This is a genomic window from Streptomyces pseudovenezuelae (genome assembly GCF_029892565.1).
GTDB classification, from domain to species: Bacteria; Actinomycetota; Actinomycetes; order Streptomycetales; family Streptomycetaceae; genus Streptomyces; species Streptomyces pseudovenezuelae_A.
The window spans coordinates 323,941-349,267 of sequence record NZ_JARXVH010000006.1 but is presented as its reverse complement, the minus strand read 5'-3'; the positions used below and the strand labels follow the sequence as shown (position 1 = coordinate 349,267).

Below are 25,327 nucleotides of genomic sequence, written 5' to 3'. Positions count from 1 at the left end.
GCCGTATCTCCTCGTCGGTGGCGCTCCGGTGCCCGGTTGTGAAAACCGGGCACGGTGGAGCGTCGCTTGTATCGGTTATGTCCTGGGGACTCGCGTCCCCCTGGATCACGCCTCGGCAGTCGCCTCGGCCGGAGCCTCGACGGATTCCTCGGCGAGGTCGTCGTCGGCGAGGTCGCTCTCCGCGGCGTTCTGCGACTTGCCGGGGTTGGCCTTCGCTTCTGCCTTGCGGGCTTCCTGCGCCTGGCGGGCCTCGGCCATCGCCTCGGTCTTCTTCTTGTGCGGACCGAGAACCATGATCATGTTTCGGCCGTCCTGCTTCGGGTTCGACTCGATGAACCCGAGGTCCTGAACGTCCTCCGCGAGACGCTGCAGCAGTCGGTAGCCCAACTCGGGCCGGGACTGCTCGCGACCACGGAACATGATCGTGATCTTGACCTTGTCGCCCTGCTTGAGGAACCGGACGACGTGACCCTTCTTGGTGTCATAGTCGTGCGGGTCGATCTTCGGCCGGAGCTTCATCTCCTTGATGACCGTGTGCGCCTGGTTCTTGCGCGCCTCACGGGCCTTCATGGCCGACTCGTACTTGAACTTCCCGTAGTCCATGAGCTTGCAGACCGGCGGACGTGCACTCGCCGCAACCTCGACCAGGTCCAGGTCGTACTCCTGGGCAAGCTCAAGGGCCTTGGCAAGCGGAACAATCCCGACCTGCTCGCCGCTCGGACCGACAAGTCGCACTTCGGGAACGCGAATCCGGTCGTTGATACGGGGCTCGGTGCTGATGGATCCTCCTCGGTTAGCACCACACGGCGGTCTGGCGGACAGCCGCGTTTGTCTTTTGACAGACCTAACCGCACCGAAGCACAAAAAATGCCCCGGACGATCACAAGGCGGGGCTCCAAGCACTACCGGAGCACCGCCGCGAGGGATCGCGGGGCGCACTTTCGGGCGACTCCATCGTCCGTACGGAACGATGGCGGCCGCCTGACCGGGGTGACCCGCCGTCCCGAAGGACAGCTGGGTGGGAGATCGGAGCCTCCACTTGAGGGCCGGGCACATAAGCGTCCGGCCGGTCGTCACACAAGGTTAGCAGCTACCAGGGGGTGGTGCGAATCGGCGTGCGCCGCGCTCTAGGGTGAGGCCTATGAGTGACACGCCTGCCGACTTCCCCGCCGACTCCGCCGAGGTCCCGCAGTCCCCCGGTTTCGACGAGATGACCCGTGACATCGCCGAGGTCCCCGCCGTCGAGGTGATCGTGACGGTCGCCGTCAACCTGATGAGCGCCGCCGCGGTGAAGCTCGGTCTCACCGAGGAGGGCGACAAGTACAAGGACCTGGACGAGGCCCGCAAGCTGGTGCACGCGCTGGCCGGTCTGCTGGACGCGAGCGCGACCGAGATCAGCTCCTTCCACGCCGCTCCCCTGCGGGACGGCCTGAAGTCGCTGCAGCTGGCCTTCCGTGAGGCGTCGATCGTCAAGGACGAGCCGGGCCAGGGTCCGGGGGAGAAGTACACGGGCCCGATCTACGGCTAGCCCGTCCTCCTCCTCTCACACGCCTTCACCCTCGTACGTACAAGGGCTCGCCCGGTGGCGTCGCCCCGGCCGGCAGCAGTGCCAGGTCGAGGCCGCGGACCAGGCGGGCCCTGAGTGTTTCCGAGGCGGCGAGCCGCTCGGCGACCGCTCGGGCGGCCTCGGCCGGGGCGGCGGATGGGTCGAGTACGAGGGCCAGGGTGCCGTCGGCCTGTCCGGGCCCGAGGTGGGCGCGGAGCACGGCGGACTCGGCGGCGACCGCGGTGCGCACCGCGTCCCGTACGGCGGGGTCGGCGAGCGGGTCGGCCGTCGTACGCCCCTCGGCGAGCGCGCGCAGCGCCGGCCCCGTCAGCTCGTACGGCACCGGACCGGCCAGGTCCAGCACCACCGTGTCCGCCTTCTCGTGCGCGGCGGCCTGCAGCGCCTGGTGCAGGGGTACGGCGACGGGGCGGGCTGTCGGGTCCCAGCGGGCCAGCGACTCGGTGGAGGTGAAGGCGGGCAGGGCGGTGCGGGCGCCGGCCTTCAGGGTTGGCACGGCCATGTCGCTGGTCTTCTCGCGGCGCAGCCCGTTCTCGTCCTCCTCGACCTCGCCGAGCACGGCGACGACGGGAACCAGCAGCCGGGCGCCCTTCAGCGCCGCCAGGACGGGTCCCACGGCGCTGCGGTCCTCGGCCCAGGCCGCGAGCGCCGCGCTCAGCCGGGGGTCGGCGGAGCCGTCGTCGTCGGAGAAGCCGGGGTCGGGAATGTTCTTGTTCGCCACGGTCATCGACCCTATAGGGGGGATGCTGCTGGGCTTGTGCGGGGCCGGAAACCTGGCGGTCACCAACTTCACGGGTTTCTCAGATTTCCCTGACACACATCTAACCTGCGTCTAACGGCCCGCACAGCCACCGCGCCGAGCATCGCGAACATGGAGTCCTCCAGAGTCCGCGGCCGACGTGCCCGCCCGTCCCGGACGCGCCCCCTCCTGTACACCGCCCTCGCCGCCGTCACCATCGTCGGCGGTACGGCGGCGGGGACCGTCTACGTGAAGGCTCAGGCGCACACCGGTACGAGCCCCGTATCGTCGACGGTGCAGCCGTCGGCCCCGTCCTCGGCCTCGGCGGACGGGGAGGAATCGGTGGAGCCGGTCGCGGAGCCGACGGTCGACAACGACGCCCTGCTGGCGAAGGCCATGAAGTCCGTGGCCGTCACGGGCGACGCGAAGGTGTCGGTGGCGGTGCTGGACCTGGACTCCGGCGACAGCGCCGCGTACGGGGACGGCTCCTTCGACACGGCGAGCATCGTCAAGGTCGACATCCTGGCGACGCTGCTGCTCCAGCACCAGGAGGCGGGTACGCGGCTGTCCGCGCAGGAGAAGGCGTACGCCACCACGATGATCGAGAACAGCGACAACGCCTCCGCGTCCGCGCTGTGGGACATCATCGGCAAGGCCGGCGGCCTGGACGCGGCGAACAAGAAGCTCGGGCTCACCGACACCGAGGGCGGCGACGGGGCGCTGTGGGGACTGACCCAGACCACCACCGCCGACCAACTCGCCCTGTTGCGGCAGGTGTTCGGGGACGACTCGCAACTGAGCGAGACCTCACGGACGTATGTGCAGGGCCTGATGGGTGAGATAGCCGCCGATCAGCACTGGGGAGTGTCGGCCGCGGCCGATGGTTCCGCGTGGGCGCTGAAGAACGGCTGGCTGGCCCGGAGCACCACCGGCCTGTGGGACATCAACAGCATCGGGCGCGTGACCGCGACGGACGGCCATGCCTACCTGGTGGCCGTGCTGTCGAAGGGCAACTCGACGCAGGCGAAGGGGATTTCGCTGGTCGAGGCGACGGCGAAGGCGGCGGTGTCGGTGTTCACAGGGGACGACGTCTAGAAGCTCTCCCCGGAATCCAGAGGTCCTCTCCGGAATCCAGAAGTCCTCTCCGGCGTCTAGAAGTCCTCTTGGTGGGTGCGGGGTCGGCGCCCGCGCCACACGACGACCGCCGCGACGAGCAAGAGACCGCCGGCACCCCCGGCCAGCGGGGCCGCCCAACTGCTCGTGTCGTCATCGGACTTGGGGGCGTCCGGACCCTGGCCGAAGTACTTCTCGCCGTAGGAGGCGGCCGTCAGCCCCTCCGGCTTGAGTCCACCCGCCGCCTTGATGGCCGCGGCCGGGTCGATCATGCCGAAGCCGCGGGAGTCGTCTCGGCCGCCGGTCGGGGCGTCCCGGGCGGTGTCCTCCAGGAGGTCCTTGACCTGGGCCGGGGTCAGTCCCGGGTGGGAGGCCTTGATGAGGGCGACGGCTCCGGAGACGAAGGCGGAGGCGGCGCTGGTCCCCCAGCCCTCGTAGTACTTGTGGTCGGGGTCGGCGATGACGATGTTGACGCCCGGGGCGCTGACCGTGGCGTACCAGCGGCGGGTGGAGAAGGCGGCGCGGGTGCCGTAGCGGTCGACGGCGGTCGCGGCGATGACGCCCGGGTAGGCGGCCGGGTAGGAGACGTGGTCGCCCTTCTCGCCGCCGTTTCCGGCGGAGGCGACGACGGTCACGCCCTTCTTGAGCGCGTACTGGACGGCTTCGTCCTCGGTGGGTTCGGGGTGTGCGGAGGCGGAGTCGTCGCCGAGGGAGAGGTTGATGACGTCGGCGCCGTGGTCGGCGGCCCAGCGGATGCCTTCGGCGAGGGCGTTGCCGCGGGTGCTGCGGGCCTTGGCGCGGGCGGAGTCGCCGTCCTCCAGGATCACGCGGACGGGGAGGATCTTCGCCTCGGGGGCGATGCCCATGACTCCGTCGGCGTTGCCGGGGCCGTGTCCGTGGCCGGCGATGATGCCGGCCATGGCGGTGCCGTGCCGGGCCCAGGCGCGGTCCCCCTCCTTGGCGCCGAAGCCGATCATGTCCTGGGTGGGCAGGACGTTGCCGGCGAGGTCGGGGTGGTCGGTCTCGACGCCGGTGTCGAGGACGGCGACGGTGATGCCCTCGCCCTTGGTGGTCTGCCAGGCCTCCTGGGTGTGCAGGGCGTCGAGGGCCCACTGCTGGGCGCGGATGCCGTCGGCGTGGGCGACGGTGGAGGGGACGAGGGCAAGGGAGGCGGCGAGCAGCACGCTCACCACTCCGGCCCTCCTGCGGCGGCGCGTCATGAGGGTTGCTCCGAGGCGGGGCTGCTCACGTCCCTGCGCAGAGCACGTTCGACGCGGTCGGCGAGGCCCTGGGCCTCGTTGCCGAGCCCGGCCTGGGCGGGGGGTGCGGTGGCGCCGGACTTCATGGCTTCCTCGGCGGGCTGTGGGGTGTCGACGGTACGGCCGTCGGACCAGCCGGACACTGCGTAGGCGACGACGGGGGCGTCGGTGAGGACGGACACGGTCCAGGAGGCACGCTGCTTGCTGCCGAACTCCGCGGCGACGGTGCCCTTCGCGGCGTACGGGAGGGGCATCAGGTCGGTACGACGCCCCAGGCCCTCGCGCTGGAATCGGGAGGCGAGGGACTTCATGCCGACGGCATCGGCCTTGGTGAACAGAAGTCCCACGGTGGTGACGAAGCTCTGGGTGGCGTCGGTGTAGGTGGCGCGCAGCAGCCGCTGACACCCCACGGGCGCGAGCACCTTCTTCAGCAACGGGTCGAAGGCACTCTGACAACCGCTGTCCGGCGCGACGGCGATCCGCGTCCAGGTCCGGTCGGCACCGCCGGGACCGGCCCCCTGCCCCTGCACGGTGGTCGGGAACAGCCGGTCGACGGGCACGCTGTGCCACAACCCGGCCGCCGCGCTGAAGGTATCCCGCGTACCCCCGTCCCCCGAGTCCCCGACCAGCCAACTCCCGGTCACAGCCCCACCGATGAGCCCGAGTCCCAGCACGATACAAACGGCGACGGCAGCGACCCGCGGAGGTATCCGCACCCCCAGCCGCCGACCCCGTACCCGCTCGTCATACCCCTCGGGCTCCCCGAACGACACGACGGGCCTACCGGCCCCGGGCACGACCGGCGCACTCCAGTTCAGTGCGGGGTCGGGCGCAACTCCAACGGGGCTGTCGGATCGCGGGGGGTCCATTGGGGCGGGGGGCATGGGTGAGGGAGGGATGCTGTGGGTGTCGGTGATCGGCGTCCGACGCGGGGCGTGTGCGGGGTCGTCGGAGACGGGGGCGGGTGCTGGGCGGGCGCCCGGACCTGAACGCGGCGCCTGGACGGCGTTGGCGGACCCGGAAACCGGGTGGGCGATCGGCGCCGAAGGCGTGGGCGAGTCGGGGGTACGGGAAGGGGCGGAGCCTGGGCGGGGAGGCGCGGGCGGGTACGGGGCGTCGCTGGACGCGGAACCCGGGCGGCCGTCCGGTCGCGGAGGCACGGCCGGGCCTGGGGTGCGGGTGGAGTCAACGGGGGCTGAGCCTTGGCGGGAAGGCGGAGCCGAATACGGGGCACGGGTGGGATCCACCGGCGCGGAACCCGAACGGCCACCCGAACCCGAGGGACGGCCGGTGTCAGCGGGCGCGGAACCCTGACGAGAAGTGGGGGGCGAGTGCGGGGCACGGGCGGTGTCACCAGACGCCGAACCCGGACGCCCCTCCGGCCGCGGAGGCGCAGTCGAGCCCGACGCGCGGTCGGCGTCAGCCGGGGCAGAACCCTGCCGGGGAGCCGAGGCCGAATACGGGCCACGAGCGGGGTCCACTGGCGCCGAGCCGGAACGGCCACCCGGCCCCGAGGGCACCGCCGAGCCCGGGGCGCGGGCAGTGTCAACGGGCGCGGAGCCGGAACGGCCACCCGGCCCCGAGGGCACCGCCGAGCCCGGGGCGCGGGCAGTGTCAACGGGCGCGGAGCCCGGACGCCCCTCCGGCCGCGGAGGCGCAGTCGAGCCCGACGCGCGGTCGGCGTCAGCGGGGGCTGAACCCTGCCGGGGAGCCGGGGACGAATACGGGGCACGAGCAGGATCCACCGGCGCAGAACCCGAGCGGCCGCCGGAGCCCGGAGCACGGCCGGAGTCAACGGGGGCGGAACCCTGGCGGGAAGCCGGGGGCGAGTACGGGGCGCCGGCCTCGTCGGCGGACGCGGAGCTCGGGCGGGCGGTACGTGCCGGAGGCGCCGTCGGACCAGGAGTACGGGTTGGATCAGCCGACGGGGAAGCCGAACGGGCACCCGGGCCCGAGGGCACGGGCCAGCCTGGGGGGCGAGCGGGCGGCGGGGAATCCGGACGGGTGTCCGGAGCCGGTGGCGTGGCCGACGGTCTGGGGCCGGACGTGGGGCGGGAGCCCGGCGCGGGCGGCTCGGACGGGCCGGGGCGGCGGGGCTGGTCGGAGGCGGCGGCGTCCCAACGGGTGGCCGATTCGTCCGACGACTCCCCGGGGACCGGGCGCTGGCGCCTCGTGGTCTCCTGGCCTGTTTCGGCCGGCGTGGGGTGCATCAGGCGGAAGGGTGCCGTGGGGCGGTGGCTCGGACGCGGCGGCACGGCGGGGGCCGGCGGCGGCGTGCCCGGCACCGGCGGCGCCGTCCTGCCCTGGGCGCCCCCGCCCTGAGCCGTGCTGCCCGGCATCGACGTACCCGGCACGGTCGTACCCCTGGCGTCGGCACCGCGCGGAGACGTACCTGGGAACGACGTACCTCTCGCGTCACCCCGTGACGGCACACCCGCGTCCCTCACGCCCCGCGCGTCGACGCCCTGGGCGGTGCCATCCGGCACAGCGGATCCCCTGCCATCGACAGCCCGCGGCGGCGTGCCCGGGGTCGACCCACCTCGACCGTCACCCCGCGACGGTGTGGCGGTCTCGTCCCGGTGCGTCTCGCCGGCGGGCGGTGGTGGGATGTCCGGGAAGCGGGCGGAAGCCTGGGGTGGGGGTAGGGGCGCGGAGCCCACGTCTTGAGGGGAGCGCAGATTCGGGAAGTGAGGGTGGGCAGGTGAAGGACCAGACGTAGGTCGGTCCGCGTCGGACTGCTCGGTGCCGTTGACCCGCCGAGGCACCGACGTACGGCCGGCGTCGGGCTCGTCCGGCGATTCGCCCCCGGTCCCGTTCCCCGTTCCCGTCCGCGCACGCGCGTCCCGAGGACCCGGACGTTCCGCGAAGGCGTCGAACGGCTGGCTTCCACGCCAGGGCGACCAGACGCCACCAGAGCCACCCGCAGCCGCGCCCGCCGACGCACCCGGAACATGTCCCCGTGATCCCCGCGATCCACCGGCGTCCGTGGCCGAGGAGGTCCCGTCCATCGCTCCCCACTCGTTCCCCGAAGCCCCGCCCGCAGCGCTCCACGCACTCCCGACTACCGGCCCCGAGTCACTCCACGAGCCCCCCGCTCCCGGCATGGAAGCCCTGTCCGGCGCGCCAGTCCCTGTCACCGCCGTACCGTTCGCGTGATCCGGAGACGGCGTGGTGCCGTTCTCGTGGGGCGGCGGCGCCGAGGGATCCTCGCAGGCGCCGGGCGTCGGCGGTTGGGGCGAGGGCGTGCGGCGCGGAGGGTTGGAGGCGTGTCGCGCTTCCGTGCTCATGCACCCCCCGTTTCCTCGCGCCCGGGCCGACTACTCTTACGCACCCCGTCGCCGTCGTGCTCAACGCCCGGTCATGGCGTCGGCAAGTCCGTCTCGGACACACATACCCGCACGGAAGGACCGACATCCCGGCGCAGCTGTGGCCCGGTGCGTTCCGCCATGCGTGCGCGTCACTCTACGGGTTGACCCGCGCGGAACGGGAACCAGTCGCCGACCACGGGGCATCTGCCCGGAACGTCCCTCTACCCTGCGGTAATCCTGTCTGGCAGGCTTCGTTCATGACTGCGCGCGCCGCCGACAGGGCCCGTTACGACCGGGCCACCGCCCATCTCGACGCCCCTCTCGCCATCGTGGACCTGGACGCCTTCGACGCCAACGCGGACGACCTCGTCCGCCGCGCCGGCGGCAAGCCGGTCCGCGTCGCCAGCAAGTCCGTCCGCTGCCGGACCCTGTTGGAACGCGTCCTGGCGAAGGACGGCTTCGCGGGCATCATGTCCTTCACCCTGGCCGAGTCCCTGTGGCTGGCGCGCTCCGGATTCGACGACATCCTGCTCGCCTATCCCTCCGCCGACCGCGCCGGTTTCGCCGAACTGGCCTCCGACCCCAAGCTCGCCGCCGCCGTGACCGTCATGATCGATGACCCGGCCCAGCTCCGGCTCATCGACGAGGCACGCGGCGGCGGACACGAAGTCATCCGGGTCTGCCTGGAGTTGGACACCTCGCTGAAGCTGCTCGGCGGCCGGGTGCGGGTCGGCGCCCGCCGCTCCCCGCTGCACTCCCCCGCCCAAGTCGCCGACGTGGCGCGGGCGGTGACGCGGCGGCCGGGGTTCAAGGTCGTCGGGATCATGGCGTACGAGGGTCATATCGCGGGCGTCGGGGACGCCGTCGCGGGACGGCCGATGCGCTCGCGTGCCGTCCGGCTGATGCAGGCCACGGCCCGCCGGGAGCTGGTCGAGCGGCGCGCGGAGGTCGTGCGCGCGGTCCGGGCCGTCGTGCCCGACCTGGAGTTCGTCAACGGCGGCGGCACCGGCAGCGTGCAGCACACCGCCGCCGAGGACGCCGTGACCGAGATCGCGGCCGGCTCTGGGCTCTACGTCCCCCGGCTGTTCGACAACTACACGTCCTTCACCGGCCGTCCGGCCGCCCTGTTCGCCATGCCCGTCGTCCGCCGGCCCGGCGTCGGCGTCGTGACGGTGCTCGGCGGCGGCTACCCGGCCTCCGGCGCGGCCGGCGCCGACCGGCTCCCGGTGCCGTACCTGCCGGAGGGGCTGCGCTACGACCCCCAGGAAGGGCCCGGCGAGGTCCAGACCCCGCTGCTCGGCTCGCCCGCCGACGACCTGCTGCTCGGCGACAAGGTGTGGTTCCGGCACGCCAAGGCCGGCGAGTTGTGCGAGCGGTTCGACGTGCTGCGGCTCATCGAGGGGGACGCCGTGACGGCGACCGTCCCGACGTATCGCGGCGAGGGCCACACCTTCCTGTAGGTCAGTCCGTCGGGCCGATGCTGCTGCCCACCCCGCCGCCCGTGGCCGCGTCGTCGATGGACCGGATGCCTTTGGTGATCCGGTCCATGTCGGCGAGCGGCGGCCCGTCCGCGCCCGCGTCGAAGACGAAGCGGACGAGGACGGGTGACTCGGTGCCGACGCTGGCGGGGAAGGCGAGGGACTCGACGTAGCCGCCGGGGCCCTTGGCCGTCTTCACGCGCCAGCGCACGAAGTAACCGGCGCGTCCGGCCACCGCGACCTGGCCCGACTTCACCAACTGGTGGGATTCCAGGCCGCCGTAGGGGCGCCGGCCGATCTCGTCACGGTCGTACGCGTCGTCGGCCGCCTTCGAGATGTCCTGCTCGGCAAGGGTCTTGGGGGACGTCTCGGCGTTGGCGGTCACCGTGCGGGAGATGACCTCGCCGTGCCGGCACAGGCCCGCGTCGCCCGGGCAGTCGTAGGTGCCGGGTGTGGTCATGACGACGTCGTCCTGGGAGACGTACTGCGGCCTGACCCAGCCGTCGGGCAACGGCAGGGTGATGCCGTTGAGTTGGTCCTCCACTACGGACGGGTCTGCGGCGGACGGCGACGGGGACTGCGGTTGGGACGGGCCCTCGCTCGTCGGCGCCGAGGGGACGGTGGTCGGCGCGGTCTGGGCCTCCGTGCCGCCTCCGTCGTCGTCCTGCCCCAGGAAGAACGCGCCTGTGACGATCGCCGCGACGAGCACGGCCCCGGCCGTGGTGATCGCGACGACCTTCGCCCGGCCGGTGCCCGCGACGGGTCCCGGCACGGGGGCCTCGGGCGCGTGCCAGTGTTCGGTCCAGGCCGTGCCGTCCCACCAGCGTTGCAGGTGGGGGGCCGACGGGTCGGGGTACCAGCCGGGCGGGGGCGGCGTCATGCTCATTCCAGCACTCTAGGACGGGCCCCCGCGGGCCGGTACACGGTGTCCGGCCTGCCGGGGCTACAGGGGCGTGACGTACGCGCCCGAGATGCCGCCGTCCACCAGGAAGTCGGTGGCGTTCACGAAGGACGAGTCGTCGCTGGCCAGGAAGGCGACCGCGGCGGCGATCTCGTCGGCCTCGGCGAACCGGCCGACCGGGATGTGGACGAGGCGGCGGGCGGCCCGCTCGGGGTCCTTGGCGAACAGCTCCTGGAGGAGAGGGGTGTTCACCGGTCCCGGGCAGAGGGCGTTCACGCGGATGCCCTCCCGCGCGAACTGCACGCCCAGTTCACGGGACATGGCCAGGACGCCGCCCTTGGAGGCGGTGTAGGAGATCTGGGAGGTCGCCGCGCCCATCCGCGCCACGAAGGACGCCGTGTTGATGATGGAACCCCTGCCCTGCTGCCGCATGTACGGAATGGCGGCCTTGCAACACAGGTACACGGAGGTGAGGTTGACCTCCTGGACGCGCTTCCAGGCCTCCAGGCCTGTCTCCAGGATGGAGTCGTCGTCGGGCGGCGAGATGCCGGCGTTGTTGAAGGCGATGTCGATGCTGCCGTAGGTGTCGAAGGCCGTCTTGAAGAGGGCCTCGACCTGCTCCGGGTCGGTCACGTCGACCTTCACGAAGAGGCCGCCGACCGCATCGGCGGCCGCCTTGCCGCTGACCTCGTCGACGTCTCCGCAGACGACGTTCGCGCCCTCGGAGGAGAGCCTGCGGGCGGTGGCGAGGCCGATGCCACTGCCGGCTCCGGTGATGACGGCGGTACGGCCGACGAGTCGACGGCAGACAGTCTGTTCGGTCACTGTGCGGGACCCTCCGTGCTGATGAAGACGTTCTTGGTCTCGGTGAAGGCGGTCAGGGCGTCCGGACCCAGCTCGCGGCCGATGCCGGACTGCTTGTAGCCGCCGAAGGGGGTCCAATAGCGGACGCTGGAGTGGGAGTTGACGGACAGGTTGCCGGCCCGCACGGACTGCGAGACGCGCAGGGCGCGGCCGATGTCGCGGGTCCAGATGGAGCCGGCGAGGCCGTAGGGGGTGTCGTTGGCGAGGCGGACCGCGTCGGCCTCGTCGGTGAAGGGCAGCAGGACGGCGACCGGGCCGAAGATCTCCTCGCGGGCCGCCGCGGAGTCGGGCGCCTCGCCGGTGAGGACGGTCGGCGCGAACCAGAAGCCGGGTCCGTCGGGCGCGCCGCCGCGCAGGGCCTGGGCGTCGTCCGGCACGAACGACCGCACGCGGTCCAGTTGTTGACGGGAGATCAGCGGGCCCATCTGGGTCTTCTCGTCGGCCGGGTCGCCCACCACCACGCCGGCCAGCGCGTCGGCGAGCAGTTCGCGGACCTCGTCGTACACGGACTCCTGGACCAGGATCCGGGTGCGGGCGCAGCAGTCCTGGCCGGAGTTGTCCAGGAAGGAGAAGGGGTCGACGGCGGCAGACAGATCGGCGTCGGCGAAGACGACGTTGGGGCTCTTGCCGCCGAGTTCGAGGGTGACCGGCTTGACCAGGCGGGCGCAGCGCTCCATGACCTCGCGGCCGGTGCGGGTGGAGCCGGTGAACACGATCTTCGCCACGTCGGGGTGGTCGACGAGGGCGCGTCCGGCGGTGTGGCCGTGCCCGGGCAGGACCTGGAACAGGCCCTCCGGCAGCCCCGCTTCCAAGGCGAGTTCGGCCAGCCGCAGGGCGGTGAGCGGGGTCGTCTCGGCGGGCTTCAGGATGACCGCGTTGCCGGCGGCGAGCGCGGGGGCCGTGCCCCAGGCCGCGATCGGCAGGGGGAAGTTCCAGGGCGCGATGACACCGACGACACCGAGCGGTTCGAGGACGGTGACGTCGAGGCCTCCGGGCACCGGGATCTGACGCCCGGTCAGCCGCTCCACTCCCCCGGCCGCGTAGGCGAGCAGATCGCGGACGTTGCCGGCCTCCCAACGGGCGTTGCCCAGCAGGTGGCCCGCCTCGCGCACCTCCAACCGGGCCAGTTCCTCGACATGTTGGTCCACGACGTCGGCGAACCGGCGCAGTTGGCGGGCCCGGTCGGCGGGCGGGAGCGCGGCCCACTTCGCCTGTGCCCGTGTGGCCCGGACGACGGCCGTGTCCACGTCGGCCGCGGTGGCGGCGGGGACGGTCGCGACGACCTCTTCCGTCGCCGGGTTGAGGACCGTCAGCTCATGCTCGTAGGACAACTCGGGACCTCTCACAGACGTTCGAAGGAGCGGCGCAGCTCCCAGTCGGTGACCGCGGCGTCGAAGGCGTCCAGCTCGACGCGGGCCATGTTGCGGTAGTGGGCGACGACCTCGTCGCCGAAGGCGGTCCGGGCGATCGGGCTGTTCTCCCAGAGCTCGGCCGCCTCGCGGAGGTTGGTGGGGACGTGTGCGTAGTCGGCGCTGTAGGCGTTGCCCGCACAGGGCTCCGGCAGTTCCAGTTTCTGCTCGATGCCGTACAGGCCGGCCGCCACCAGCCCGGCCACCGCGAGATACGGATTGACGTCTCCGCCGGGCAGCCGGTTCTCGAACCGCATGGAGCGGCCGTGGCCGACGACCCGCAGCGCGCAGGTGCGGTTGTCGTGGCCCCAGGCGACGGCGGTCGGGGCGAAGGAGCCCGGCTGGAACCGCTTGTAGGAGTTGATGTTGGGGGCGTAGAGCAGCGAGAAGTCGCGCAGCGCGGCCAACTGCCCGGCGAGGAAGTACCGCATGACCTCGGACATCCCGTCGGGTCCGGCCATGGCGTTGTTGCCGGCCGCGTCCGCGAGCGAGAGGTGGATGTGGCAGGAGTTGCCCTCGCGCTCGTTGTACTTGGCCATGAAGGTGATCGACACTCCCTCCTGGGAGGCGATCTCCTTGGTGCCGGTCTTGTAGATCGCGTGCTGGTCGCAGGTGACCACGGCCTCGTCGTAGCGGAAGGCGATCTCGTGCTGCCCGGGATTGCACTCGCCCTTGGCGGACTCGACGGTCAGCCCGGCGGAGGCCATCTCATTGCGGATCCGACGCAGCAGCGGCTCGATCCGCCCGGTCCCAAGCACCGAATAATCGATGTTGTACTGATTGGCGGGCGTCAGCCCCCGGTAATTCGCGTCCCACGCCTGCTCGTAGGTGTCCTTGAAGACGATGAACTCCAGCTCCGTGCCGACCTGCGCGGTGAAGCCGTGTTCGGCGAGGCGCTCCAGCTGGCGGCGGAGGATCTGGCGCGGGGCGGCGACCACCGGGGAGCCGTCGTTCCAGGCGAGGTCGGCGATGAGCATGGCCGTGCCGTCGTTCCAGGGCACCCGGCGCAGGGTGGACAGGTCGGGGTGCATGGCGAAGTCGCCGTAGCCGCGGTCCCAGGAGGACATGGCGTAGCCCTCGACGGTGTTCATCTCGGTGTCGACGGCGAGGAGGTAGTTGCAGCCCTCGGTGCCGTGGTGGAGGACCTCGTCGAGGAAGAAGCGGGCGGCGAACCGCTTGCCCTGGAGCCGCCCTTGCATGTCGGGGAAGGCCAGGACGACAGTGTCGATCTCACCGTCGGCGACGAGGGCGTGCAGCTCCTCGACGCCGAGCGGGGGTGTGCGGTCTGCCACGGAAAGCTCCTTCGGCTTCTTCGCGCTTCTTCGGCCGGGCCGGAAGCCATAAGGTATTGCCGAGAACCATTGCTTGGGAAGGGGGTGCGGTGGGATGTCGGTGGATCCGGAGGGCGACCTGGAGGACCGGTTGACGCCGGTGCTGCGACCGGTGCGGGCGGGGAACGGTTTCGAGGAGGCGCTGGAACAGATCCTGCAGGTCGTACGGCTGGGCCTGGTGCCCGGGGGCGAGCGGCTGCCGGCCGAGCGGGAACTGGCGGAGCGGCTGGGGATCAGCCGGGTGACCCTGCGCGAGGTGCTGAAGGTGCTCCAGGACCAGGGTCTTGTGGAGTCGCGGCGGGGGCGGTACGGCGGGACGTTCGTACTGCCGAAGTCGGACGCGGGGGGCGAGGACGAACTGCGCCGGCGGATCACCGAGGTCGACATAGAGGACGTGCTGCGCTTCCGGGAGGTGCTGGAGGTGGGGGCGGCGGGCCTGTGCGCGTCGCACGGTCTGACGACGGACCAGTCGGACCGCCTCCGCGACGCACTGGCCCGCACGCACGACGCTCCGCTGGCCGACTACCGCCGCCTGGACACGATGCTGCATCTCACCCTCGCCGAGCTGTGCGGCTCGCCGACGCTGACCGCGCAGTACGCGGCCGTACGGGCCACGGTGAACGACCTCCTCGACTGCATCCCCCTGCTCGTCCGCAACCTCGAACACTCCCAGCGGCAGCACAGCGCGTTGGTCGAGGCGGTGCTGGACGGGGACGCGGACGGGGCACGGGAGATGATGCGGGAGCACTGCGGGGGCACTGCGGCGCTGCTCAGGGGGTTCTTGGCGTAGCCACTTGCGGCGATCGCCTGACACCCGTTAAAGGTACTGTCGTACACCTTTGAGGGAGGGTTCGTGACCGGACGACCGCTGATCGGCGTGAGTACGTATCTGGAGTCCGGCGCGCGCTGGGGCCTGTGGGAGCTGGAGGCGGCGCTGCTGCCGGCCGGGTACCCGCGACTGGTGCAGCAGGCGGGCGGCCTGGCGGCCATGCTCCCGCCCGACGCACCCGAGCACGCGGCGGCGGCCGTGGCTCGCCTCGACGGGCTGGTGATCGCCGGGGGCCCGGATGTCGAGCCGACGCGCTACGGCGCGGAGCGGGACGCCCGTACGGGGCCGGCGGCGCAGGCGCGGGATACGTGGGAGCTGGCGCTGGTGGAGGCGGCGCTCGCCTCGCGGGTGCCGCTGCTGGGTATCTGCCGGGGGATGCAGGTGCTGAACGTCGCGCTCGGCGGGACCCTGATCCAGCACATCGACGGACACGCGGAGACCCCCGGGGTCTTCGGTCGGCACCCTGTAAAACCGGTACCGGGCACGCTGTACGCGGATGCCGTCCCGGAGGAGACGTCCGTACCGACCTTCCATCACCAGGCGGTGGATCGGCTGGGCGAAGGGCTTGTGCCGTCGGCTTACGCGGCTGACGGGACGGTGGAGGCGGTTGAGCTGCCGCCGGCCTCCGGGTGGGTTCTGGGGGTTCAGTGGCATCCGGAGATGGGGGAGGACTTGCGGGTGATGCGGGCGCTGGTGACAGCGGCGAAGTCCTAGCCTTCTTTCGCCCCCGCCGCCCCTACCCGTCCCATCACTGGGGGCTGCCGCCCCCAGACCCCCGCTTCGGCCTGGACGGCCTCGTCCTCAAACGCCGGACGGGCTGAAAGATCAAGCGCTGGCCGGCGGGGGCGAGGAAAAGCTACGTCCGCGTCAGTGACAGAAGTTCCCTCGCCGGCCCCACCGGCAGGTGACCCGTCGGCCACACCGCCCGCAGAGACCTGGCCAGAGCGACGCCGTCGACAGGTACACGCACCAACCTCCGCACAGCCAGCTCCTCCCCCACCGCCAGTTCACTCAACACCGCCGGCCCCGCCCCACTGACCGCCGCCGCCTTCACCGCAGTCGTCGAGGACAACTCGATCAACGGACGCGCCAGACCACCCAACGCCGCGTCCAGGACCTGACGGGTCCCCGACCCCTCCTCCCGCAGGATCAACGGCGTGGCCGCCAACTCCCCCGCCTCCAAAGGCCGTCGGCGCCGAGCCCACGGATGCCCCGGCGCCGTCACCACGATCAGATGGTCGTGAGCGATGACCGTCGAGTCCAGGCCCGCAGGGACGCTCACCCCCTCCACAAAACCCAGGTCGGCTTCCCCGGACAGCAACCGCTCCGCCACCACCGTCGAGTTCCCCGCAAGCAACGACACCGCGGTGTCCGGCCGCTGCGCACGCAACGCGAGCAACCAGCCCGGCAGCAAGTACTCCGCGATCGTCATGCTCGCCGCCACCCGCAACCGCGAATCCCGCCGCACCCGCAACGCCTGCGCCCCCGCGTCAAAGGCCGCCGCCGCCTCCACCACCCGCCGAGCCCAGTCCGTGACCAACGCCCCCGCGTCCGTCAGCCGAGACCCCCGTGGCGAACGGTCCACCAGCGCAACCCCCAACTGCCGCTCCATGGACCGGATCCGACTGCTGGCCGCCGGCTGCGTGATCCCCATCTCGCGCGCCGCCCCGCCCAGACTCCCGAGCCGAGCCACCGCCAGCAACAACTCCAGCGCACCGAGATCCGGCACCCGATGCGCGAGCGGCCCGGCGGACGCCGGCCCTTCGTCCCTGCTGCCTGCGCCTGCACTCTCACCCATGCCCTTGCTCATAAACCCAGCTTATGCCCCCATAGACACATCCTCCCTGGTTCCGCCCGCCGCCCGGCGAGACCGTGGAGGCATGGTCACCGCAGCCCACCCCCTCACGCGTGCCACCGCACGCCCGCCGCGCGCCACGGCCGTCCGTCACCTCGGACCCAACTGGTACGCATCCGTCATGGGCACCGCCATCGTCGCCACCGCGGGATCGGCCCTGCCGCTCGACGTCCCCGGCCTGCGCACCGCCTGCGCGGCCGTCTGGGCCCTCTCGCTCGCCCTCCTGCTGGCCCTGCTCGCGGCCCGCGCCCTGCACTGGACCCACCATCCCGACCAGGCCCGCGCCCATCTCCTCGACCCGGCCATGGCGCCTTTCTACGGCTGCCTGGCGATGGCCCTGCTCGCCGTCGGCGGCGGTGCCGTCACCGTCGGGCGGGACTGGATCGGGCCGCACAACGCGGTCGTGCTCGACGCCGTGCTGTTCAGCGCAGGGACGGCCATCGGGCTCGCGTCCGCCGTCGCCGTCCCGTACCTCATGGCCGTACGACAGAAAGTCGATGCGGCCGACGCCTCGCCCGTGTGGCTGCTGCCGCTCGTCGCGCCCATGGTGTCCGCCGCGCTCGGGCCGCTGCTCGTGCCGCACCTGCCGGCCGGGCAGGCTCGGGAGACGTTGCTGCTGGCTTGTTTCGCCATGTTCGGGGTCAGTCTTCTGGCCACCCTGATGATGCTGCCGGTGGTCTTCGGCCGGCTGATCACCGGCGGGCCGCTGCCGCTCGCCCTCACCCCGACCCTGTTCCTCGTGCTGGGGCCGCTCGGGCAGTCCACCACCGCCGTGGGGAAGTTCGCGGACGTGGCGCCCGGGGTCGTACCGGCGCCGTACAGCGAGGGGTTCGAGGTGTTCGCCGTGTTGTACGGCGTGCCCGTGATGGGGTTCGCGCTGCTCTGGTTCGGGCTCGCGACCGCGCATGTGGTGCGGGCGCGCCGGCACGGGATGCGGTTCGCGATGACCTGGTGGGCCTTCACCTTTCCGGTGGGCACCTGCGTCACGGGAGCCGAAGCACTGGCCCGGCACACGGGGTTGCTCGTATACGACTGGCTGGCGGTCGGTCTCTACGTCGTTCTCGTCGCCGCCTGGGGCACCGCCGCCGTGCACACGGCACGAGGTCTGGTCAGCGGCGAACTGCTCGCAGGGCCGCGCCCAGCACCTCTGGCGCCTCGGTCAACGACGGCCCGTACCAGGTGAGATGGCGTCCGCTGACGAGAGCGCAGGGCAGGCCGGGGAACGCCTCCGGGCCGTCGTCGCGCGTGAAGCGGTAGGGCTCGTCGGGGAGTACGACGACATCCGGGACGGCCGCCCGCAACTCCCCTATGGGGATGCTCGGGTAGCGCTCGGGGTGGGCCGCGTAGAGGGAGTCCACGCCCAGGCGGGTCAGGACGTCGCCGGCGAAGGTGTCCCGGCCCAGCACCATCCAGGGGCGGCGCCAGATCGGTACGACGGCCCTGGTGCGGCTCTGCGGCGCGGGGAGGGCGGCCCAGGTGGCCTGCGCCTCGTCCAGCCAGCGGGGGCGGGCCGTGGCGCCGCACGCCGCCAGCACGCGGGTCAGTTCGCGGAAGGCCTGCGGCACGTCCCGCACCTCGGTCACCAGGACCTCGACGCCCGCCGCGCGCAGGGCCGCGAGGTCGGGCGCGCGGTTCTCCTCCTCGTTGGCGACCACCAGGTCGGGGCGCAGGGCGAGGATCGCGTCGACCTTCGGGTTCTTGGTGCCGCCGATGCGGGTGACGGCGAGGCCTGCGGGGTGTGTGCACCAGTCCGTCGCGCCGACCAGGGCGCCCGGCACGGAGTGTGCCACCGCCTCGGTGAGCGACGGGACCAGGGAGACGACGCGGGGTGTCACTGACGCGACCGGTCCTGGACCGCCTCGATGTGCTCGGCCACCGCGACGACGACCACGCGCGTGTCCGACACGGTCGCCCGCCAGCGGTGGCGCACCCCGCCGGTCAGGTACAGCGTGTCGCCGCGGCCGAGCCGGTAGGCGCGGCCCTCCGCCTCGATCTCCACGGCGCCGTCGGCGACGTACATCAACTGGTCGTTGCGGTACTGGAATTCACGGCCCGCGTCGTGGTCGCCGGTGAACTCCGAGGCGTGCATCTGGTGGTGACCCCGCACCAGGGAACGCATCCGCGGTTCGCCCGCCGAGCCGGCCGGTTCGACGCGGACGACGTCGACGCTGCACGCCGGGTCGGCAGCGGCGAGGAGTTCGACGGCGGTGGTGCGCAGGGCGTCGGCGACCTTCTCCAGGGACGTGGTGCTGGGCCGCGCGCGCTCGTTCTCGATCTGGCTCAGGAAGGGGACGGACAGGCCGCTGCGTTCGGCCACGACGGCGAGGGTGAGTTCCAGCGCACGGCGCCGCCGCCGCACGGCCGCGCCCACTCGCAGGGGCTGGCCCTTGTGGTCGTCTTTGTGGTCGCCCATCGCTCCGGCTCCCTCCTTCACTCGTCGGTCCGCATGTCCGGTCGCGGTGAACCGCATTCCGTGCACCGGCGTCCGGGTGCGGTACTCCTGATGAGTTCTCTGCACCTTACGCAGGTTCGGCAAACTGTTTCATGTGCCCGTCACATACCCGTAAACACTTCGTGCGGTCAACGCGCCAACTCTCGCCAGTAGATGAGTTCCCCGGACTCGCCGGGCGCGGCTCCCTCCTTCGGGACGAAGAGGCTGACCAGCAGGGCCGGACGGCCGTTCGGAGCGGTGATGAGCGCTGCGGAGGGGTTGGCGAAGGCGCGGCTGCCTCCGGGGGTGCGGATCGCCAGCCGATCGGCCCGTCCGGTGACGGGGTCGTAGGCGTACGTCCGCCAGCTCCCGAAGTCCCCGCGCCACCGCTGTCCCTCGATGAGCACGAGACTTCCGCCGTTCAGTTCAATGCCCGAACGGTCCCCTATGTTCCCACCCGTGCCCCACGTCAGCAGGGCCCGGTCGAGCCTGTGATCAGGGCGTGCCCGCCAGTGGGTGAAGTCGGTGAGGACGGCGCGGAGTTGGCGGTCGGTGTCGCAGCCGGCCCGGTAGTGGCCGGTCAGTTCCACGGTGTCGCCGTGCACCGAAGTGAGGTCCGGGGTGCCCTCCGCGCAGCGCGAAAGAGTGCGGGGCGCGTCGAAGGCGCGGTCGGCGTTTCCGGCCAGCAGGGCGGCGAGGTCTGGGTAGTGATGTAGCGCTATGTGGTTGGCTGGATCCTTTTCGTAGCCGAGCACATATCCGCCGCTGCCGTCGGAGGCGAGCGAGGGTTGACTGGAGCCCACGCCGAAGTCGTGCCGGCCGGTCCAGGTGCGCAGGTCGGCGGAGGTCGCGACGGCCGCGTGGAAGCGGCCGTCGGGCAGCGTGGTGTGGTAGACGGCGAGGTAGCCGCCGCCCGGGCCCTGCACGATCTGCGCGGTGTCCATCGTGCGCCCGGTGTCGTCCCGCGCGTCGAGGACCGAGCCGTCCGCCGCGCGCACGTCGCCCGCCAGCTCGGCCAGCCGTGCGGTGGCCGCGGAGGCGTGCTCGGGGGCCGCCCACGACAGCTGCGGCACCACCAGCGCGGCCGCCGTGAGGAGCGCGGCGGACAGGGGCGCGGCGAGCGGGAGCGGACGTATCACGGCGTTCTCACGGGGACGGGTTGCAGGGGGGAATCGAGCGTACGGAGCCGGGGGGTTCCCCGGACATGGCCCGAGGGGTGGGCTTCACCACACGCTGTCAGGACGCGCGGGGAGGCCCACCCCTCGGGGGTGTCGGTGCAGCGGCTACTGCGGGGTCATCCGGTCGACCATGTCCGGGTGATCCTTGAGCCAGGCGGTGACCGCCTCCTGCTCGTGGCCCTGGCCGTGCTCGTTTATCTCGCTCTCCAGGCTGCCCAGTTCGGCCTCACTCATGTGGAAGTTCTTGATCCACTTGGTGAGCTGGGGGTATTCGTCCGGGAACTTCTCGTTGGAGATGGTCCGGATCGTGTTCCCCTCGCCGAAGAGCTTCTTGTCGTCCTTCAGCTTGGTGAGGTCGTACTGGCTGTACGCCCAGTGCGGGGACCACAGGACGACGGCGACGGGCTGCTTCTTGGCGTAGGCGCGCTTGAGCTCGGCCAGCATCGCCGGCGTGGAGCCGTCGACGACCTCGTACTCCTTGTCCAGGCCGTAGCCCGGCAGCACCTTCGTCTTGAGCAGGTTCATCTCGCCGGTGCCCGGTTCGATGCCGATGATCTTCCCGTCGAAGAGGTCGGCCTTGCCCTTGAGGTCCTCGTAGGACTTGATGCCCTTGACGTACGAGGGCACCGCGACCTCCAGGGAGGTCGGCTGGTACCAGGTGCCGAGATCCTTGAGTCTGTCCTTGCTCTTGTCCCAGTAGTTCTGCTGCGCGTACGGCAGCCAGGCGTCGAAGTTGAGGTCGAGGTCACCGGAGGCGAGCCCTGTGTAGACCGGGCCGACGTCCATCTGCTTGAGGTTGAGCTTGTAGCCGCGCTTCTCCAGGACGTTCTTCCAGAGGTAGGTGACGGCGATGTCCTCGTCCCAGGGGAACCAGGCCACGTCGATCGCGCGCTTGGTCTCGGCGGCGGCCTTGGTCTTCTGGACCGGGGCCAGCTTGTCGACGAGCCCGGGGTAGTCCTTCAGCCAGGTGCGCACCGCGTCCTGCTGCTTGCCCTTGCCCGCCTTGTTGATCTCGGCTTCGAGGCTGGTGAGCTGCTTCTCGGTGAGCTTGAAGTCCTTCAGCCACTTGCCGACGGTCGGGTTCTCGTCCGCGAACCCCTTGCGGGAGAGGGTGTGCACACCGTCGCCCTTGCCCCAGGCGTCCTTGGGGTCCTTGGGGTCCTTGAGCTTCTTCAGCTTGTAGTCGTTGTACGCCCAGTGCGGCGACCAGAGCGTGACGACGATCGGCTCCTGCTTGCTGTACGCCCGCTTGAGCTCGGCCAGCATGGCGGGCGTGGAGCTGTCGACGACCTTGTACTCCTTGTCGAGGCCGTACTCCTTGAGGACCTTGCTCTTCAGCAGGGCCATCTCACCGGCGCTGGACTCGATGCCGGTGATCTTCCCGCCGAAGGTCGAGGCCTTGCCCTTGAGGTCGTCGAGGGAGTTGATGTCCTTCATGTACGCCGGAACGCTCAGCTCCAGAGAGGTCTGGTCGTACCAGGCCCCCAGGTCGTCGAGCTTGCTGCCGTACTTCTTCCAGTACTGCGCGTGGGTCGTCGGCAGCCAGGAGTCGGTCTCGAAGTCGACGCTGCCCTGCGCGAGGGAGGTGTAGAGCGGGCCGGCGTCGAACTGCTTGGCGTCGACCTGGTAGCCGCGCTGCTCCAGGATCTCCTTCCACAGGAAGGTGGAGGCGACGCCCTCGTCCCAGGGGATGTAGCCGATGCTGAGCTTCTTGCCCTGACCGACATCGTTGCCGTCGGCGACCGTGGCGCCGTCCGACTTGCCGCCGAAGACGCCCATGCCGCCCGCCACCAGGGCGAGGACGACGACACCGACCACGGCGATCTGGGGGGTGGGCCGGTAGGACCAGATCTTGAGGCCGCTCTGCGCGGCACGTGCCTTGGCGGCGGCGCGCCGGCCCAGTGGGGAGACCTGGGTGCCCAGGGCGCTGGTCATGCGGTCCAGGTAGATCGCGAGGATCACGATGGCCACGCCCGCCTCGGAGCCGAGGCCGACGTTGAGCTGACCGATGGCCTCGTTGACGTCGCCGCCGAGGCCGCCGGTGCCGACCATGCCGGCGATCGCGGCCATGGACAGGCCGAGCATGATGACCTGGTTGACGCCGGCCATGACGGTCGGCAGCGCGAGGGGCAGTTGGACGCGCAGGAGGATGTCGCGGGGTGTGGTGCCGAACGCGTCGGCCGCCTCGACCAGTTCCTTGTCGACCTGCCGGATGCCCAGCTCCGTCATGCGCACACCGGGGGCGAGCGCGAAGATCAGGGTCGCGACGATGCCCGCGGAGGCGCCGGTGCCGAAGAACAGGATCGCCGGAATGAGGTAGATCATCGCCGGCAGCGTCTGCATGAAGTCCAGGACGGGCCGGACGATTCCGCTGACCCGGTTGGAGCGCGCCGCCCAGATGCCCACGGGCACCGAGACGACCAGCGCGATGATCGTGGCGACGAGGACGAGCGACAGGGTCACCATCGCGTCGTCCCACAGTTCGAGGGAGTCGATGAAGGCGAATCCCACGAAGGTGAGCAGACCGGCGGTCGTGCCCCGCAGCCAGAACGCGAGCACGGCGAAGATGCCTGCCAGCAACAGGGGTTCGGGGGCCTGGAGGACGGCGTTGATGCCGTCGTAGGTGCCCGTGAAGACGGTCTTGAGGAAGTCGAAGAGCCAGGAGACGTGGTTGAGCAGCCAGTCGACCGCGTCGTTGACCCAGTCGCCGAGGGGGATCCTAGGCACGGGCCACCGCCTTGTCGCCGCCCGCGTCACGCGGGGAGTCGCAGGAGACGGGGGTGCCCTGCTCGTCGCCGAGGAAGCCGACCAGGCGCTGCCTGGGGACCACGCCGACGAGTTTGTGTTTCGCGTCGAGGACGGCGACCGGGTGCGTCAACCGGGCGCTGATCGCGCAGAGTTCACCGAACGACGTGTCCGGCGTCGCGGTCTCGCAGGCGCAGTCGGCCTCGTCGCCGCGCAGGTCCGTGTCCATCACGGCCGAGGCGGTGAGCACGCGGGAGCGGTCGACGTCCTTGGTGAAGGAGGCGACGTAGTCGTCGGCGGGCCGCACGAGGATGTCCTCCGCGGTGCCGGTCTGGACTATGCGTCCGTCGCGCATGACGGCGATGCGGTCGCCCAGGCGCATGGCCTCGTTGAGGTCGTGCGTGATGAAGACGATCGTCTTCTTCAAGGACTGCTGGAGCTGGAGGAGTTGGTCCTGCATGTCACGGCGGATGAGCGGGTCCAGTGCGCTGAACGACTCGTCCATCAGCAGCAGGTCGGTGGCGAGCGCGCGGGCCAGGCCCACGCGCTGCTGCATGCCGCCGGACAGCTCGTCGGGCCACGACTTCTCCCAGCCGGCCAGTCCGCACAGGGCCAGCGCCTCGCCGGCGCGACGCTCGCGCTCGGCGCGGGGCACGCCCTGCACGGCCAGACCGTAGGCGGCGTTCTCGATGACGCTGCGGTGCGGGAAGAGCGCGAAGTGCTGGAAGACCATGCTGATCTTCCGGGCCCGGACGGCGCGCAGGTCGCGGTCGGAGAGTCCGGTGAGGTCCTGTCCGTCGAAGCGGACGTGGCCCGCGGTCGGCTCCAGGAGACCGTTGAGCATCCTGAGCAGGGTGGACTTGCCGGATCCGGACAGACCCATCACTACGAAGATCTGGCCGGGTGCCACCGTGAAGGAGGCGTCGATGACGGCGGCGGTGGTGCCGTCCGCGCGCAGTTCCTCCCGGTCGACTCCGTCCTCCAGCCTCCGTACCGCCTCGTCCGGTCGTCTGCCGAACACCTTGTAGAGATGCTCTGCCTCAAGCGTGGCTTCCACGCGTACCTCTCGTCTCTCGGGGCAAGGGAACAGGAGACGACGGGCCGCAAACAGCCGTATGTGCACTTGGCATCGCTCCGAGGCGGCGCCTGCCCTGGTGAGGTCGGGTCAAACTCCCTGGTGGGCCAGTTCACAAGTCGTTTACAACTGCCATGCGGGTCCCGGTGACGGGTGAGTGTCGGTCCGGTGCGGCATGATGCGAGCGTGACCGGACGACTGATGCTCCTCGACACCGCCTCGCTCTACTTCCGCGCCTACTTCGGCGTCCCGGAGTCCGTGAAGGCCCCGGACGGCACGCCGGTGAACGCCGTGCGCGGGCTCCTCGAATTCATCGACCGCCTGGTCAAGGACCATCGCCCCGATCAGCTGGTGGCGTGCATGGACGCGGACTGGCGCCCCCAGTGGCGGGTCGACCTCATCCCCTCCTACAAGGCGCACCGCGTCGCCGAGGAGCACGAGGCGGGACCGGACGCGGAGGAGATCCCGGACACGCTCTCGCCGCAGGTCCCGGTCATCGAGGACGTCCTGGACGCGCTCGGCATCGCGCGCGTGGGCGTCGCCCGGTACGAGGCGGACGACGTGATCGGCACGTTCACCGCGCTGGCGAAGGGCCCGGTCGACATCGTCACCGGCGACCGCGACCTCTACCAACTGGTCGACGACGAGCGGGGGGTGCGCGTGCTCTACCCCCTCAAGGGCGTCGGCATGCTCCAGCTCACCGACGAGGCGGTGCTGCGCGAGAAGTACGGGGTGGACGGCCGCGGTTACGCGGATCTGGCGACGCTGCGCGGTGACCCGAGCGACGGTCTGCCGGGCGTGCCGGGCATCGGCGAGAAGACGGCCGCGAAGCTGCTCGCCGAGTTCGGGGACCTGGCCGGGATCATGGCCGCGGTGGACGACCCGAAGGCGAAGCTCACGCCGTCGCAGCGCAAGCGCCTGGACGAGTCCCGCCCGTACATGGCGGTGGCTCCGACGGTGGTCAAGGTCGCCGACGACGTGCCGCTTCCCGAGGTCGACACGGCCCTGCCGCACACGCCGCGCGATCCGGCGGCGCTGGACGCGCTGGCGGCGCGCTGGGGGCTGGGCGGCTCGCTGCACCGGCTGCTCGTCACCCTCGGAGCATGATCAGGACACCAAGCGACGTAAACCCAGTTCCCATATCAGCAACTCACCCTCTCATGACGGGAGAGCAAAGCTCTGCGTGTCGGTCTCAGTAACCTCTCATGCGGGGGGTGTTAAGTAGGAGAGAGATGCTAACTTAGGTAT

General features: G+C 71.2%; 21 protein-coding genes and 1 pseudogene. 8 read left to right on the top strand and 14 right to left on the bottom strand.

Annotated features, from left to right (window positions below; all coding sequences use genetic code 11):
* Positions 1-105: 105 nt before the first annotated feature.
* Positions 106-805, bottom strand: a pseudogene (gene infC, locus M2283_RS21455) (translation initiation factor IF-3).
* Positions 806-1,141: 336 nt separating this feature from the next.
* Between infC and M2283_RS21450 the strand changes: the two are divergent.
* The gene (locus M2283_RS21450) at positions 1,142-1,528 is read left to right on the top strand and encodes a DUF1844 domain-containing protein (protein ID WP_280877933.1); all 387 of its coding nucleotides are present in this window, start codon (positions 1,142-1,144) and stop codon (positions 1,526-1,528) included.
* A gap of 25 nt (positions 1,529-1,553) precedes the next feature.
* Here M2283_RS21450 and M2283_RS21445 read toward each other — a convergent pair whose 3' ends face one another.
* Complete coding sequence (locus M2283_RS21445; RefSeq protein WP_280877932.1) at positions 1,554-2,285, bottom strand: SseB family protein; 732 nt, start codon at positions 2,283-2,285, stop codon at positions 1,554-1,556.
* Between the two features lie 150 nt (positions 2,286-2,435).
* On the opposite strand from M2283_RS21445, the gene M2283_RS21440 reads away from it, so the two are divergent.
* Positions 2,436-3,398 carry a serine hydrolase gene (locus M2283_RS21440; RefSeq protein WP_280877931.1) on the top strand — a complete coding sequence of 321 codons (963 nt, stop codon included), beginning with the start codon at positions 2,436-2,438 and terminating at the stop codon, positions 3,396-3,398.
* 56 nt (positions 3,399-3,454) lie between these two features.
* Here the strand turns inward: M2283_RS21440 and mycP are convergent, their stop codons facing one another.
* Together mycP and M2283_RS21430 are read right to left on the bottom strand one after the other, a co-directional pair.
* Positions 3,455-4,636: a type VII secretion-associated serine protease mycosin gene (mycP, locus tag M2283_RS21435; RefSeq protein ID WP_280877930.1), complete on the bottom strand. Its 1,182-nt coding sequence runs from the start codon at positions 4,634-4,636 to the stop codon at positions 3,455-3,457.
* Positions 4,633-5,349, bottom strand: coding sequence for a hypothetical protein (locus M2283_RS21430; protein WP_280877929.1), 717 nt, complete (start codon positions 5,347-5,349; stop codon positions 4,633-4,635). Before M2283_RS21430 ends, mycP begins: the two co-directional genes overlap by 4 nt.
* A gap of 1,348 nt (positions 5,350-6,697) precedes the next feature.
* Between M2283_RS21430 and M2283_RS21425 the strand changes: the two genes are divergently transcribed.
* Both M2283_RS21425 and M2283_RS21420 read left to right on the top strand, forming a co-directional pair.
* Positions 6,698-6,997, top strand: a complete 300-nt coding sequence (locus M2283_RS21425; protein ID WP_280877928.1) for a hypothetical protein — start codon at positions 6,698-6,700, stop codon at positions 6,995-6,997.
* Positions 6,998-8,240: 1,243 nt separating this feature from the next.
* Positions 8,241-9,443 (top strand): amino acid deaminase/aldolase, encoded by a 1,203-nt coding sequence (locus M2283_RS21420; RefSeq protein WP_280877927.1) that lies wholly within the window; start codon positions 8,241-8,243, stop codon positions 9,441-9,443.
* Position 9,444: 1 nt separating this feature from the next.
* Here M2283_RS21420 and M2283_RS21415 read toward each other — a convergent pair whose 3' ends face one another.
* From M2283_RS21415 to M2283_RS21400, 4 genes are read right to left on the bottom strand one after another with little or no spacing between them, the layout of a single operon-like run.
* Positions 9,445-10,347: a DUF2510 domain-containing protein gene (locus tag M2283_RS21415; RefSeq protein WP_432423108.1), complete on the bottom strand. Its 903-nt coding sequence runs from the start codon at positions 10,345-10,347 to the stop codon at positions 9,445-9,447.
* A gap of 57 nt (positions 10,348-10,404) precedes the next feature.
* Positions 10,405-11,187, bottom strand: a complete 783-nt coding sequence (locus tag M2283_RS21410) for a 3-oxoacyl-ACP reductase (RefSeq protein ID WP_280877926.1) — start codon at positions 11,185-11,187, stop codon at positions 10,405-10,407.
* Positions 11,184-12,557 (bottom strand): aldehyde dehydrogenase family protein, encoded by a 1,374-nt coding sequence (locus M2283_RS21405; RefSeq protein WP_280877925.1) that lies wholly within the window; start codon positions 12,555-12,557, stop codon positions 11,184-11,186. Before M2283_RS21405 ends, M2283_RS21410 begins: the two co-directional genes overlap by 4 nt.
* A gap of 11 nt (positions 12,558-12,568) precedes the next feature.
* Complete coding sequence (locus M2283_RS21400; protein WP_280877924.1) at positions 12,569-13,927, bottom strand: glutamine synthetase family protein; 1,359 nt, start codon at positions 13,925-13,927, stop codon at positions 12,569-12,571.
* A 94-nt stretch (positions 13,928-14,021) separates the two neighbouring features.
* Here M2283_RS21400 and M2283_RS21395 point away from each other — a divergent pair, with 94 nt between their 5' ends.
* Together M2283_RS21395 and M2283_RS21390 are read left to right on the top strand one after the other, a co-directional pair.
* Positions 14,022-14,756, top strand: coding sequence for a FadR/GntR family transcriptional regulator (locus tag M2283_RS21395; protein WP_280877923.1), 735 nt, complete (start codon positions 14,022-14,024; stop codon positions 14,754-14,756).
* Positions 14,757-14,819: 63 nt separating this feature from the next.
* On the top strand, positions 14,820-15,509 hold the full coding sequence (locus tag M2283_RS21390; RefSeq protein ID WP_280877922.1) for a gamma-glutamyl-gamma-aminobutyrate hydrolase family protein: 690 nt from the start codon (positions 14,820-14,822) through the stop codon (positions 15,507-15,509).
* A 142-nt stretch (positions 15,510-15,651) separates the two neighbouring features.
* On the opposite strand, the gene M2283_RS21385 is transcribed toward M2283_RS21390, so the two are convergent.
* Positions 15,652-16,593: a LysR family transcriptional regulator gene (locus M2283_RS21385; RefSeq protein ID WP_280877921.1), complete on the bottom strand. Its 942-nt coding sequence runs from the start codon at positions 16,591-16,593 to the stop codon at positions 15,652-15,654.
* A gap of 82 nt (positions 16,594-16,675) precedes the next feature.
* On the opposite strand from M2283_RS21385, the gene M2283_RS21380 reads away from it, so the two are divergent.
* The gene (locus M2283_RS21380) at positions 16,676-17,833 is read left to right on the top strand and encodes a TDT family transporter (protein WP_280877920.1); all 1,158 of its coding nucleotides are present in this window, start codon (positions 16,676-16,678) and stop codon (positions 17,831-17,833) included.
* Here M2283_RS21380 and M2283_RS21375 read toward each other — a convergent pair.
* The 5 genes from M2283_RS21375 to M2283_RS21355 form a co-directional block, all read right to left on the bottom strand.
* Positions 17,760-18,485, bottom strand: a complete 726-nt coding sequence (locus M2283_RS21375) for a helical backbone metal receptor (RefSeq protein WP_280877919.1) — start codon at positions 18,483-18,485, stop codon at positions 17,760-17,762. The genes M2283_RS21380 and M2283_RS21375 overlap by 74 nt on opposite strands.
* Positions 18,482-19,063: a helix-turn-helix domain-containing protein gene (locus M2283_RS21370; protein ID WP_280877918.1), complete on the bottom strand. Its 582-nt coding sequence runs from the start codon at positions 19,061-19,063 to the stop codon at positions 18,482-18,484. The genes M2283_RS21375 and M2283_RS21370 overlap by 4 nt, the downstream gene beginning before the upstream one ends.
* Positions 19,064-19,230: 167 nt before the next feature.
* On the bottom strand, positions 19,231-20,220 hold the full coding sequence (locus M2283_RS21365) for a hypothetical protein (protein ID WP_280877917.1): 990 nt from the start codon (positions 20,218-20,220) through the stop codon (positions 19,231-19,233).
* Positions 20,221-20,364: 144 nt separating this feature from the next.
* A complete protein-coding gene (locus M2283_RS21360) occupies positions 20,365-22,986 on the bottom strand; it encodes an ABC transporter permease/substrate binding protein (protein WP_280877916.1) in 2,622 nt (873 codons plus the stop codon).
* Positions 22,979-24,061 carry a quaternary amine ABC transporter ATP-binding protein gene (locus tag M2283_RS21355; RefSeq protein ID WP_280877915.1) on the bottom strand — a complete coding sequence of 361 codons (1,083 nt, stop codon included), beginning with the start codon at positions 24,059-24,061 and terminating at the stop codon, positions 22,979-22,981. The genes M2283_RS21360 and M2283_RS21355 overlap by 8 nt, the downstream gene beginning before the upstream one ends.
* Positions 24,062-24,265: 204 nt before the next feature.
* Here M2283_RS21355 and M2283_RS21350 point away from each other — a divergent pair, with 204 nt between their 5' ends.
* Positions 24,266-25,186 (top strand): 5'-3' exonuclease, encoded by a 921-nt coding sequence (locus tag M2283_RS21350; RefSeq protein WP_432423107.1) that lies wholly within the window; start codon positions 24,266-24,268, stop codon positions 25,184-25,186.
* Positions 25,187-25,327 lie beyond the last annotated feature (141 nt).

Bases quoted from the DNA above. Each gene is read 5' to 3' on its own strand.
- M2283_RS21420 (WP_280877927.1), top strand. From the start codon at position 8,241: ATGACTGCGCGCGCCGCCGACAGGGCCCGTTACGACCGGGCCACCGCC.
- M2283_RS21440 (WP_280877931.1), top strand. From the start codon at position 2,436: ATGGAGTCCTCCAGAGTCCGCGGCCGACGTGCCCGCCCGTCCCGGACG.
- mycP (WP_280877930.1), bottom strand. From the start codon at position 4,636: ATGACGCGCCGCCGCAGGAGGGCCGGAGTGGTGAGCGTGCTGCTCGCC.
- M2283_RS21395 (WP_280877923.1), top strand. From the start codon at position 14,022: ATGTCGGTGGATCCGGAGGGCGACCTGGAGGACCGGTTGACGCCGGTG.
- M2283_RS21380 (WP_280877920.1), top strand. From the start codon at position 16,676: ATGGTCACCGCAGCCCACCCCCTCACGCGTGCCACCGCACGCCCGCCG.
- M2283_RS21370 (WP_280877918.1), bottom strand. From the start codon at position 19,063: ATGGGCGACCACAAAGACGACCACAAGGGCCAGCCCCTGCGAGTGGGC.
- M2283_RS21450 (WP_280877933.1), top strand. From the start codon at position 1,142: ATGAGTGACACGCCTGCCGACTTCCCCGCCGACTCCGCCGAGGTCCCG.
- M2283_RS21415 (WP_432423108.1), bottom strand. From the start codon at position 10,347: ATGAGCATGACGCCGCCCCCGCCCGGCTGGTACCCCGACCCGTCGGCC.
- M2283_RS21385 (WP_280877921.1), bottom strand. From the start codon at position 16,593: ATGGGTGAGAGTGCAGGCGCAGGCAGCAGGGACGAAGGGCCGGCGTCC.